Source organism: Caballeronia sp. (assembly GCF_028292365.1).
In the GTDB taxonomy this organism is placed as follows: Bacteria; Pseudomonadota; Gammaproteobacteria; order Burkholderiales; family Burkholderiaceae; genus Caballeronia.
Window position 1 is genome coordinate 1 of record NZ_JAQGMM010000165.1, and the last position, 10,827, is coordinate 10,827.

12 protein-coding genes, 1 tRNA gene and 1 pseudogene are annotated in these 10,827 nt (G+C 59.9%); 8 read left to right on the plus strand and 6 right to left on the minus strand.

The genetic code is table 11. The features are described 5' to 3' along the window. The 5 genes and pseudogenes from JWR14_RS10120 to JWR14_RS10140 all read right to left on the minus strand — a co-directional run. Nucleotides 1-369: pseudogene (locus JWR14_RS10120) on the minus strand (group II intron reverse transcriptase/maturase); the annotation flags it as partial. Nucleotides 370-448: 79 nt separating this feature from the next. Then, nucleotides 449-1,576, minus strand: coding sequence for a J domain-containing protein (locus JWR14_RS10125; protein ID WP_299705357.1), 1,128 nt, complete (start codon nucleotides 1,574-1,576; stop codon nucleotides 449-451). A 305-nt stretch (nucleotides 1,577-1,881) separates the two neighbouring features. Next, complete coding sequence (locus tag JWR14_RS10130; RefSeq protein WP_299705359.1) at nucleotides 1,882-2,619, minus strand: hypothetical protein; 738 nt, start codon at nucleotides 2,617-2,619, stop codon at nucleotides 1,882-1,884. Further along, a complete protein-coding gene (locus tag JWR14_RS10135; protein WP_299705361.1) occupies nucleotides 2,616-3,389 on the minus strand; it encodes a cobalamin biosynthesis protein CobQ in 774 nt (257 codons plus the stop codon). Before JWR14_RS10135 ends, JWR14_RS10130 begins: the two co-directional genes overlap by 4 nt. After that, nucleotides 3,386-3,880, minus strand: a complete 495-nt coding sequence (locus tag JWR14_RS10140) for a helix-turn-helix domain-containing protein (protein WP_299705363.1) — start codon at nucleotides 3,878-3,880, stop codon at nucleotides 3,386-3,388. Before JWR14_RS10140 ends, JWR14_RS10135 begins: the two co-directional genes overlap by 4 nt. Before the next feature lie 514 nt (nucleotides 3,881-4,394). Here JWR14_RS10140 and JWR14_RS10145 point away from each other — a divergent pair. The 5 genes from JWR14_RS10145 (at nucleotide 4,395) to JWR14_RS10165 (ending at nucleotide 8,746) form a co-directional block, all read left to right on the plus strand. Then, complete coding sequence (locus JWR14_RS10145) at nucleotides 4,395-4,742, plus strand: mobilization protein (protein WP_299705365.1); 348 nt, start codon at nucleotides 4,395-4,397, stop codon at nucleotides 4,740-4,742. Further along, a complete protein-coding gene (gene traI / locus JWR14_RS10150) occupies nucleotides 4,729-6,552 on the plus strand; it encodes a TraI/MobA(P) family conjugative relaxase (RefSeq protein ID WP_299705367.1) in 1,824 nt (607 codons plus the stop codon). The genes JWR14_RS10145 and traI overlap by 14 nt, the downstream gene beginning before the upstream one ends. 50 nt (nucleotides 6,553-6,602) lie before the next feature. Beyond that, the gene (locus tag JWR14_RS10155; protein WP_299705369.1) at nucleotides 6,603-7,133 is read left to right on the plus strand and encodes a hypothetical protein; all 531 of its coding nucleotides are present in this window, start codon (nucleotides 6,603-6,605) and stop codon (nucleotides 7,131-7,133) included. A gap of 92 nt (nucleotides 7,134-7,225) precedes the next feature. Then, complete coding sequence (locus JWR14_RS10160; protein ID WP_299705371.1) at nucleotides 7,226-7,483, plus strand: AlpA family phage regulatory protein; 258 nt, start codon at nucleotides 7,226-7,228, stop codon at nucleotides 7,481-7,483. 195 nt (nucleotides 7,484-7,678) lie between these two features. After that, entirely contained in the window at nucleotides 7,679-8,746 is a 1,068-nt protein-coding gene (locus JWR14_RS10165) for a site-specific integrase (RefSeq protein ID WP_299705372.1), read from the plus strand. 25 nt (nucleotides 8,747-8,771) lie between these two features. On the opposite strand, the gene JWR14_RS10170 is transcribed toward JWR14_RS10165, so the two are convergent. Further along, a tRNA-Lys gene (locus JWR14_RS10170) sits at nucleotides 8,772-8,847 on the minus strand. Between the two features lie 260 nt (nucleotides 8,848-9,107). Between JWR14_RS10170 and JWR14_RS10175 the strand changes: the two genes are divergently transcribed. From JWR14_RS10175 to JWR14_RS10185, 3 genes are all read left to right on the plus strand, one after another. Next, on the plus strand, nucleotides 9,108-9,512 hold the full coding sequence (locus tag JWR14_RS10175; RefSeq protein ID WP_299705376.1) for a PaaI family thioesterase: 405 nt from the start codon (nucleotides 9,108-9,110) through the stop codon (nucleotides 9,510-9,512). A 7-nt stretch (nucleotides 9,513-9,519) separates the two neighbouring features. Continuing rightward, complete coding sequence (locus JWR14_RS10180; protein WP_299705373.1) at nucleotides 9,520-10,407, plus strand: patatin-like phospholipase family protein; 888 nt, start codon at nucleotides 9,520-9,522, stop codon at nucleotides 10,405-10,407. 4 nt (nucleotides 10,408-10,411) lie between these two features. Further along, nucleotides 10,412-10,827, plus strand: a 416-nt coding sequence (locus JWR14_RS10185; protein WP_299705374.1) for an OsmC family protein, incomplete at its 3' end; no start/stop codon positions are given.

A 10,827-nucleotide genomic window follows, 5' to 3' on the forward strand; every position in this document is an offset into this window, starting at 1 on the left:
TAGTATGGGCATATCCGACTTCTCATCGGCGTCAATGGCTGGATTACGGTCATGGACCTTCCCAGCCCTGTCCGGCCACACGACGCCGGACACCGATGAGATCTCGCTGCTTCCGTATGAAAGACTTCCCGACATGCTCAGGGTCTCCGACCGCGCAGGATCAGCGCACGACTTGCGATTATCGTCGTGCTCCGTGTTGCCTTCCGCTTCGCTTAACAGCGTCGGCATCCCAGAAGAAATATTTCGCGGCTCAATGGCTGGCCTGTCGGTTTCCCCTGTCAACGCTTCGACATGTACCTCGCGATGCATGCCGCATGACTCGGGGCCAGAGTGATTCGCCACTTCTTCTCCGTATTGAACTTTCATCAACTATCTTTCATCGGCTTTGCAGCCGCACTAAGCGGTGTTTTCTCCACACTACGGAAGAAGCATGAAGGGCGGCGCTCCCCTAGAACTGCATATCGTCGAAACGCGGCGTGGCTAATGACCGTTTCACGGACTTTAGCCAGCCCTTCAGTTGCTTGACGTCGTCGAATACGAGCAGGTCATGTTCAAGGGCGTGGAGGCTCTCCTGCAGCGAGAAGATATCAGCGGCAAGATTGCGCATGATGGTGCCGGGCGACACCTCGATGAAGGGCGGAATTCCGTAGCTGTGCTTGAATCCGTTCTCGACGTGCAGGATTTCGTGGTCGAGTTCACCGACCTGTTCCTTCAGAATCTTGTTGTAGTGTTTCAATCGGTCTTCGCCGATGTTGTTGATGACGCTCTGGTCAATGTGTTCTAACTCCAACTGCAACTCAAGCAATTGCAACAGGCTATTTTTGCTATACGCCTGATTGACCCTCTGCATCAAGGTGGTCTTGCGCTCACGTTCCTGCGGATCGGTCTCGCGGTCCGGATGCAAGGCGCTGGCCAGTTTGCGATAGACCTCGCGGATAGATAAGCTCAGTTCGGCTTGCTCAACTTGTTCTCGTGCCTCTGCTGCGAGTTGCCTAGGCGTCTTTTTCCGTTTGGCGCGGCGCGCTTCCCGAGCCTGGTTTTCGAGTGCATCTTGTGCCTGCATCTGTTCCATTTGCGCATGGGCACGCTGCAGTACATCCTCGGGAGAACTCATATCAACGTCGTCGCCCAGCTCGACCCCGAGCATCGCCTCAAGCGCCGATTTCATGTCGTCCAGCTCGGCGGCGGCTTCACTGTCAAAGTCAGATTCGCTGTACCGGTTGTAAATCGTTTTAAGCTCCGGATCATCGTCCTGCGCGACCAGCTCGCCTGCCAGGTCGCTGATCAGGTCTGCAATCGTGCGTTGGTCGGATTTGGTCAGCCCCTTCTGACCGTACACCTGGTCCAGGCGATGTACGAGCTTGATCCGCAAGTCGACGGAAGTTTGCTCAAGGGGAGCAAACTCGCTTAGGTATTTTCGGTGAAAAGCAGGCATTGCAGCCTCCCAGGCACTCAGCCGGGCGCGCCGTTTTTCGATCTGCTTGATCAGCGTGTTGAACGCCTTTTGCCCCTTCGACAGAGGAGACTTGTTATGGTCGGGAGCAATGCTGATGGACCTGGGATTTGTCCTGGTCATGGGATGATTTCCGCTGGTTGATGCGAGAGCGAGCACCCTGCCATTTTAGCCGAGTGGTGCGCGACAATCAGGAAGTCCGCCGCGCGACATCATAGTTGTCGCGCACCATGCGACTCTTTGATAACGGAGGAGATCGTTCGACCGGCCCGCTCGGGGTATATCGACCCGGCTGGAGCAACAACTTTCCGCTCAAAATTTTGGCGCACCATCTCAGGGCGTGAGGGAGGGCGGTGTCCATTCCATCTCGGCCAGCAAGCGACCGCTCGCGGGCCGACTGATCCTGGGCGTCGATCAGGTGACCGTCATCATGCCGGAGGACGGGCAGGGCGCTGTGCGGCGCTGCATGTTCCCGACGTGTGATCATCGGCGGCTGGCTGGTGACCACTCCGGAAAGCCATCAACCCGAACATCACGATTGCATAGACCACGATGGTGCCCATCGCCAAAAACACCGTGTGGTGCACGCTGCGGCGTGTCGACGCAGCGGTCTTTCTGGCTGCGTCCTCCACCTTAGCCACTGCCGCATCGGCGGACGCCACGAATCGCTTTTGAGCCTGTTCTAGCGCTGCGGCGTGCTCAATCGCGCTACGTGCGAGCAGCCCGTCTTTTCCTGTCAGTTGCCGCGTCATATCCTGCACGATGCCATTCGCGCTTGTTTCGACAAGCTGTCCGATCTGTTGGACTGACAGTTCGGACAGCAGCGTCCGGTACTCGATGGCTGATTCCCGTTCGATGTCCAGTATCGTTGCCCGCAATTCCTGAACAGCTTTGGACTGCGCTTCAATGACGGTATGGGCCTGATTGCTGACCACCCGGGCGCTATTGCCGATCTTGCGCAAGGCGAGATCGGCCGCTTTTTTTATTTCATCGGCCGCATCCTCGACCTGAGCCTTCAGTTCATCCAGGGTTACCTGTGTGATCGCAAACGGTACCCAGGACGGATCGTCGAAAGTCAGCCCATAGGCCATCGCCATTTCGCGAATGCGTTCCCGGTCCTCGCTGGCGAGCCGTGCGAGCAGCATGTCGAATGCCTCCCGGCTCATTCTCTGCTTCCTGTCAGCCCCAGGTACTCGGCTATCTCATCGAGCTCCGCATCGACTGCCCGCATCCAGCGGTGCAGACGCGATCGCTGCGGTGTCGTGAGCCGGGTATCCTCGCGTGCATCCGAAAACGTCAGCATCAGATCGTCGATGGCGACGAGGACGCCCTCCTGGAGCTTCGGCAACGCGATTTCGATCCCGCCGAATTCCTGCAGCATGGCTTTGCCGGGATTCGGAGCATTGTTCGCGTTGCCATACCACATGAAAAAATCTTCGCGATCGCCAAACCACTGATTGATCGCCACCACGTAATCGGCTTGTTTCCCGGCCATTTCGATCATCTCGCGCACCATTCGGGTACTGGCGCTGAACGGCGACAGGACGTTGACGAGTGTTGGCCGGTAGCCGTGATGCACTATTTCCGCAAAGAACCCGGTATCGCTATCGAACTGTTTCAGTTGCGTGAGCGATGCCGCTGGCATGTCTGCGACGATCAACGGACGGCCGAGATCGACGGCCGCGAGTAGCTGGTCGCGTTCCCGTTCCGGGCCGGTGAAGCGGATCGGCACGACGCCGTTCTCGATCTGGTCGGGAACCGGCTCGCCCTGTTCATCGATCTGCGCATAGAACTGGTACAGATTGCCGATTTCTCCGTCGCCGTCGATCACCAACACATCGCGTTGCTCGCGCCGGAGCCGGTCGGCCAATGCCCTTGCCATGAGGCTTTTACCCGTTCCGCCTTTGTCACCGCAGACCATCACGAATCGTTTCATCGCTGTCCTCGTTTCGTTGCGCCCTGGGTCAACGTTGAACCCAGTGGCGTGATTAACCGGGAGCGTGGTGCATCCGCCTTTACTTCCATTGCGGCAATGGGTTTTTCTGGTGGACGCGGGATGCCAGCTTCCGCCTCGTTTGTTGCCTGTGCGTTCTTCGGAGCAGACTCCTTACCGGCCGTGCTTCGGTTGCGCGGCCGCTTCGCGCGCGGACGCTTGGCACCTGGGTTGGTGTCGATCAGCGCCTGCCGTAGCGCCGTCTGAATCGTGCTGGGCGACACGTCAATACCTGCGGCCTCCCTAAAGAACGCCGCGAGATCGCGGATGCGCCAACCCGATTCCAGCGCCGCGCGCAGGGCGTCGGCGCGTTGGGTGATCTCCCGTGACAGCGGTGGCGCCGTGCCGGGTGGTGTGCGTTCACGCAACCCTTCCAGTGCTGTGTCGAGTCTCGCCCACTGATCGGGCGAAGGCCGTTGCCGTTTCGTGGTCATCGTGCGTTCCTGTCGAGGTCGTTTCCATTCGGGTATGGCTCAACCGTACACAGGAGTTGCCGCGCACCTGTAACAGGCTTGAGTGCTTTTCGTTACGGATGCACGCAGCTTGATGCGAGGTTGTTCGCCGTTGTCTAGACATGGAATTTCCGCTTTCAAAGTTTTTGCTTACGCACGCTGGTTCGCCATGCACACTGGCCTTACGCCCGAGTTGCGTTGCTGTCTGCTCTGCCGATGGCCGCGCGATACGCGTCATGCCCGAACCCACTGCGCCAGTACAGGCGATGGCTGTGCGGTGTTCGTGCCGAAGCATTTGACGTCCGCGAAGGCGGTCATTAACCGTGGGGGCAGGGTGAGGGTTGTGCAACCGCGCGACATGCGCGCTGTTGCCCACCACCAGGCAGCCACTCGCTTGTCGCTCGTTTTGCTTGGCTACCCCCTTGCTCAGGGCGCTGCCCCGAGACCCCGCACACCGCGCGCCAAGGACGCGCATCAGCTTCAGAGGAGGCATCACATGACCACTGGCACGGAGAACAGGCAACGCACCATTGTCATGGGCGTGCGCATGACGGGCGACGAGCACGCCGCCATCATGCAGAAGGCAAGTGATTGCGGCTTGACACTCTCAGCCTACTTCCGCGCCTGCGCGCTAGGCCGCAAGACGCGCAGCGCCACCACGAGCCGCGTGCTGGACGCGCTGACGATCGTGGGCAACGAGCAGCGCCGAATCGGCGGGCTGATCAAGCACCTGCGTGGCGAGGATTTCCTTTCGGCCGGTGAGCGTGCCGCGCTGATGCGACAAATTGAAGTCGCCCAGCGGGCCGTGATTGATGCAATCCGGCGAGTCGATGATGCTGGCTAAGGTCCCGAAAAAACGCAGCGACGGACGAAGCAATTTTCGGTCGCTGATCGAATACGTGACGCGAGCCGACGACGGGCATGCGCACGACATCGAGACGATCACGAACTGTCTGTCGCTGGACACCGCGTATGCGGAGATGCACGCCGTGGCGGATCGCAGTGCGCGTGTGCGCGACCCGGTATTTCACTTCGTGATTTCGTGGCGCGAGAAGGAGCAACCGGACAAAGCTCAGGTGTTCGAGGCCGGCTACGCTGCACTCGATGCTCTGGGCATGTCCTCCGACGGGCACCAGTACATATTCGCCATCCACCGCGACACGGACAATGTGCATCTGCACGTTGTCGTAAACCGCGTGAACCTGGAAACGGGGCGCGCGGTGCATCCGGGTCTGAGCTATCTGAAGCTGGATCGGTGCATGCGCGAGTTGGAACTACGCCACGGCTGGGAGCACGACCACGGGCCTTATGCCATCGTTGAACGCGATGGCCAGCGGGCCATCGAGCGCAATCGCGCGCACGGGAGAGATCAGAAGTCGCGGCCGGCCCGGGCGCGCGACATGGAAGCGTTCACGGGTGTCGAAAGTCTGGCGACTTACGCCGATGGAGAACCTCGACGCAATGTGTTAACTGTGCTGGAAAAGCCTTCGGCCACCTGGCAGGACGTTCATGAAACGCTGGCCCGACACGGATTGGAGCTGCGCATAAAGGGACAGGGGCTGGCAGTCTACGTGAAGGGCCGGGATGACCTGACGCCTGTGAAGGCCAGCAGCGTGCATGAACAGCTTGGCCGGGGTAGGCTGGAAAAACGTCTTGGCCCTTGGGTTGAGCCGATGCGCATCATCCGGGTATCCAGCGCCGAGCGCAGCTATGTGGAACGGGAAATCGACAAGGTGCGCACAACCCGTCGCGAAGCGCGCGCCCGGATGCGCGCTGCACTACGCGCACGGTATGAGGGCGACCATGCGCGTGCGAGGCGCGAACTCGATGCAGCACGGCAACAGGTGCGCACCCGGCACCAGAACGAATACCGAACATTGCTAGAGCGGCACCGGCACGCGCGCGAACGTATTCGCAGCAGTGGCATGGCATCGGCCGAACGCAAGGCGGCGTATTCGGTATCGGCCTTCGAGCGGGCGCGTGAACTCGAAGCCCTGCGCGAACAGCAATGGGCTGAACGTAAAGCCTTCATGCGACCGCAAACCTGGCGTGAATGGGTCGAGATGATGGCGCGTCAGGGAGACGAGGCTGCGATTGCCCAACTGAGGGGCTGGGCCTATGCCGATCGTCGCAGGCGGAAGCCGGCCCAGGAACCGGAGCGCCGCAACCGGATCACTGGCATGTTCGGGGATAACACGGATCCCTTGCCGCCGAAGCGGGCACAGGTGATGGAGAACTGGACCTGGAGGGTCGACACGGTGACCGGCAATGTGGACTATCTGCGCCGGAGCGCGCGGCAGTTTACCGACGAGGGCTGGGCCGTGGTGTTCGAGTCAAATGCTGCACAGTGGGACACCATGTTGGCGGGCCTGCTGCTTGCGCGCCAGAAATTCGGGCCGCGCATCGACGTGACCGGCAGTGAGGATTTCCGAGAGCGGACAGCCGAACTGGTCGTCACGCAGCGCTTGGACCTTACCTTTGGCGACGAGGCGCTGGAGGTCAGGCGGCTGCAATTGATTCACTTACAACAACAGCGGACACAAGCGGATACAGCACACCAAGTCCTTGCTGCCATGTCGCCGCGACGCACCACTGACGGACCCCATATGGCTGGGCCAAGATCAGAGCCGTCACCTGATGGGCCGGAGCGATAGCTTGGCGTGAACTTGATTTTTTGTATGTTCAGACATAAGGTCTTTTTACTATGAGCGCGTTCCCCTATTCCCTTGAATTGCAACTGCGCTGCCAGAACAGCGATGCAGTTGTAAGTCTGGTACATGCCATCCGCATGTGCTGCGAGGGATTTCGCCTGCAGATAGACAGGGCGGCACGTGAGAATCGCTTAGCTCCTGCTGTGGTATTCGGGCCATTTGTGGCGCTGGCTATTTTTACGCTGCTGTTCAGCTTCCGGGCTCAGTCAACTCCCATGCTGGAATGCTTCATCGGCATGATCGCGTGGGTCGTGCTTTTCTACGGTCTGTCCGGGCAGATGCGATGGGAGCAGGCCCGATCAGCGAGCCTGCTTCAGGGTAGTCGCATCAACGCGTGGCTCGCAATGCTCAGCACGTTCATGTTGTCGGTCCGCGACATCGTTGAGCAACGTATCCGGGTAATGGTCGCCATGCTGGCGCTCATTCTGAACCGTCTTCGAGCCTGCCTGCGCATCCGGCTTGGTCTGACAGATGTCAATCTCACGACATTTCGTCTTGTTCCACCGGAGTCCGTGCACGCCTGAGCGTTGCGCGGATTTCCTCGCCTCTTGCCGCGCTCGCGGCGTGTTTCCACTGTTGATCCTGAAGAGGCTGCCTGTTATCTGGAGGCAGTCTGATGGCCCGGAAAACTTCCATCCCTTGGCCGGCCGCGCCGCTCGCGCCGGGATACCTGCTGCGTTTCGTTGATCTGCGTCCACACGTTCGCCTGTCCCGACAAACCGTTCTGACATTGGAGCAGGCCGGGCGTTTCCCGCGCCCCGTAAGGTTCGGCCCACGCTGCACCCTCTGGCGTTCGGCCGACGTGATCAAGTGGCTGAACGACCCAGAGCACTATCGCACGCCGCCGCTGGTGGAGAGCCGTCATGGACGATGAACGTGCCCTCACGCTGCGGCAGGTCGCCGAGCGCTTCCAGCTCTCCTACAGCACGGTGTTCGCCGTGCGCCACCGCATTGGCTTCCGGTTGCCCGGCTCGCGCGTATGGCGGGTCCTGCCTTCCCGGCTTGCTGAGCTTTGCGAAACCCAAGACAATAGACCTCGGCTACCGCTGCGGGTCGGTGGAGAAATGAAATGCCCATCCGCAAAGATAAAAAATCCGGTATCTGGCACCTCGACATCCGCTCACCAAGCGGTCAGAGAATTAGACGCTCTGCTGAAACTACGGACCGGAAGGCGGCGCAGGAATACCACGACCGCCTGAAAGCCGAGCTGTGGCGACAGCACAAACTTGGCGACTTACCCGATCGAACTTTCGAGGAGGCCGCTGTTAGATTCCTGCACGAGTGCGAGGGCCAGCGCGACTATGCCACCAAGCTGCGGCATATCGCGTACTGGCGCGAGAGGTTCTCGGACCGGCCGGTTCGCTCTTTAACAGCAGACGACATTATTGATGCGTTGCCCACGCATCAGATCGTCAAGGGAAAACCAACTGAACCGCTTACTGGCAGTACGCGCAATCGGTACGTTTCCACCATCAAACGGATGCTGAATCTGTGCGAGGAGTGGGAGTGGATCGACCGCGTACCGAAGCTCCCGCGCTACCACGAACCTGATGTGCGTGTGCGCTGGGAGCCGCCTGAGGTCATCACGGCACTCATCCTGGCGCTACGGCTGGAGTGGATGCGTGATGCGGCGATTGTGGCGGTTGCCACGGGCATGCGCGAAGGAGAGTTGTTCGGGTTGACTCCAGCCCAAGTGGATTTGGCGCAACGCAATGCCTGGATTACACACGAGGGAGCAAAGTCCAAACGGGCGCGCCCGGTGCCACTCAACGAAGACGCCACCAGTGTTATCGAGCGTCGGCTGAAGACGGCGCGCCGCCTCGTGTTTACGCGCGGCGAGGGTTTGGACACACGTATCAAACAGATCGATACGCGGGACTTCGAGCGAGCCTGCCAAGTTGCCGGAATGGAGGACTTTCACTGGCACGACCTGCGTCATACGTGGGCAAGCTGGCACGTTCAGCGTGGCACGCCGTTGATGGTGCTCAAGGAGTTGGGGGGATGGGAGACCATCGAGATGGTGCAAAAGTACGCCCACCTCGCCCCCAGCCACTTGGCCCAACACGCTGGCACGGTCAAGTTTTGGTCAATCTTGGGGGATCAGAAAGAAAAAACGCCGCTTGAAGAAGCGGCGTAATTTCTTGATTCTTAAGGAAATTTCTTGGTGGGGCGTGACAGATTCGAACTGTCGACCTACGGATTAAGAGTCCGCTGCTCTACCAGCTGAGCTAACGCCCCGAAAAACTGAATCCGAATTATAGCGACGTTTTCGCCGATTGCGCAACTGTCCGCAACGCAAAACCTGAAAATACCGTCTCGCAGACGCCTGAAAGCCGCACGACACATGGCTCAGGCGCTCATCGCTCATCCCAAAAAGCCGCGCTTCGAGCAATTGTCACGAGCCGTTATCATGACGGACACTCTTGCTGCAGACGGTACAAGCGCCCGAAAGCAGTCACAAGAACAGCCACGAGACCACCATCAATAAACCCAAACCCATGGACAAATCCGCCATCCGCGTTTTGCTCGACACCACCTTCGCGCCATGGATCCAGGACCTGAGCCTGACGCCGGAAAGCTCCACCGATACCAGCGTCACCCTGCGCTTGCCGCATGCGGACAAACTTCGCCACGTGGGCGGCGTGATCTGCGGCCAGGTTTTCATGGCGGCCGCCGATACCGCCATGATCGTCGCCATCGCGCACGTGCTGGGCGGTTTCCAGCCGATGACCACCGTCTCCCTCACAACAAGCTTCCTACGCCCGGTGAAAACCGGTGATGTCCTGGTTACGGCCAACATCCTGCGCCGCGGCCGCAACCTGGTCTTCGGCGAAATCGAACTTCACGACGAAACCGGCGCACTCGTCGCTCACGCGACCACCACGGTCATGCTTCTCACATAAAAAACCTATGTTCGATCAAGTCGTATTCGCCGGCGGCGGCAACCGCTGCTGGTGGCAAGCCGGTTTCTGGGACGTCGTCCAGCCGGAACTCAAGCTGCGCCCGCGCGTGATCACCAGCATCTCGGCCGGCGCGGCAACGGCCTGCATGCTGTACATGAACCGCTCCGAATGGGTGATGGACTACTACGCGCATGCACTGCGAGACAATCCAAAGAACGCGTACTGGGGTAATTTGCTGCGTGGCGAATCGGTATTTCCGCACTATCGGATCTACCGGCAAGCACTACTCGATATCTACCGCGCGGAGTTTTCATCGCTGCAAAATGCGCCGGAAATTCGCATCGGCGTTTCGCATTTGCCGCGTTGGCTAGGTGCTCGCAGCGCGGTGGCCGCGGGGCTGATCGCCTATAACATCGAGAAGTACGTGCGTAAAAAGCTGCATCCCACGCTCGGTCAGTCTCTCGGGTTCCATCCGGAATTCGTGAAGGCGCAAGATTGCGCGACGGTCGATGACCTCGCCGACCTGATCCTGCAATCGTCGTGTACGCCGCCGTTCACGCCGGTCATGCGCCGGCACGGCCGGCCGGTGCTCGACGGCGGCATGGTCGACAATGTGCCGGTCGGCGCGCTGGATGCATCGCCGGGACTGGTTCTCGTGATGGTGACGCGCGTGTATCCGCGACCGCAGATGTTTGTCGTGGAGCACGGTCCGAACCGCGATCAGCGTCGCGTTTATGTGCAGCCGTCCCGCAAGGTGCCCATTTCGGCATGGGATTACACGAGTCCGTCGCTGATGCGGCCTGCATATGACCTGGGCCGCAACGATGGTGAGCAATTCCTGACACGCTTGCCCGATCTGATCGGCGCAGCGGCGCATCTCTACAAGGAGTGTTGAACCGATGACCAAACACCACAAATACACGCTGCAGGTTGTCTGGACGGGCGATCAGGGCTCCGGCACCTCAAGCTACGACGCGTACTCCCGCGATCACTTGGTACGTGCAGCGAACAAACCGGCCATCGAGGCATCAAGCGATCCGGCATTTCGCGGCACCGCCACGCGCCACAATCCGGAGGAATTGTTTGTCGCGTCGCTGTCGTCGTGCCACATGCTCTGGTACCTGCACCTTTGCGCCGTGAATGGGATCGTGGTGACCGGTTACGTGGATGACCCGGTTGGCACGATGGAAGAATCGGCGCAAGGAAGTGGCCACTTCACCGACGTCGTCCTGCGCCCGCAAGTGACTATTGGCGCGGGCGGCGACGTGAAGCTGGCCGTCCGTCTGCACGAGGAAGCGCATAAATTCTGCTTTAT

Bases quoted from the DNA above. Each gene is read 5' to 3' on its own strand.
- JWR14_RS10125 (WP_299705357.1), bottom strand. From the start codon at position 1,576: ATGACCAGGACAAATCCCAGGTCCATCAGCATTGCTCCCGACCATAAC.
- JWR14_RS10130 (WP_299705359.1), bottom strand. From the start codon at position 2,619: ATGAGCCGGGAGGCATTCGACATGCTGCTCGCACGGCTCGCCAGCGAG.
- JWR14_RS10135 (WP_299705361.1), bottom strand. From the start codon at position 3,389: ATGAAACGATTCGTGATGGTCTGCGGTGACAAAGGCGGAACGGGTAAA.
- JWR14_RS10140 (WP_299705363.1), bottom strand. From the start codon at position 3,880: ATGACCACGAAACGGCAACGGCCTTCGCCCGATCAGTGGGCGAGACTC.
- JWR14_RS10145 (WP_299705365.1), top strand. From the start codon at position 4,395: ATGACCACTGGCACGGAGAACAGGCAACGCACCATTGTCATGGGCGTG.
- traI (WP_299705367.1), top strand. From the start codon at position 4,729: ATGATGCTGGCTAAGGTCCCGAAAAAACGCAGCGACGGACGAAGCAAT.
- JWR14_RS10155 (WP_299705369.1), top strand. From the start codon at position 6,603: ATGAGCGCGTTCCCCTATTCCCTTGAATTGCAACTGCGCTGCCAGAAC.
- JWR14_RS10160 (WP_299705371.1), top strand. From the start codon at position 7,226: ATGGCCCGGAAAACTTCCATCCCTTGGCCGGCCGCGCCGCTCGCGCCG.
- JWR14_RS10165 (WP_299705372.1), top strand. From the start codon at position 7,679: ATGCCCATCCGCAAAGATAAAAAATCCGGTATCTGGCACCTCGACATC.
- JWR14_RS10175 (WP_299705376.1), top strand. From the start codon at position 9,108: ATGGACAAATCCGCCATCCGCGTTTTGCTCGACACCACCTTCGCGCCA.
- JWR14_RS10180 (WP_299705373.1), top strand. From the start codon at position 9,520: ATGTTCGATCAAGTCGTATTCGCCGGCGGCGGCAACCGCTGCTGGTGG.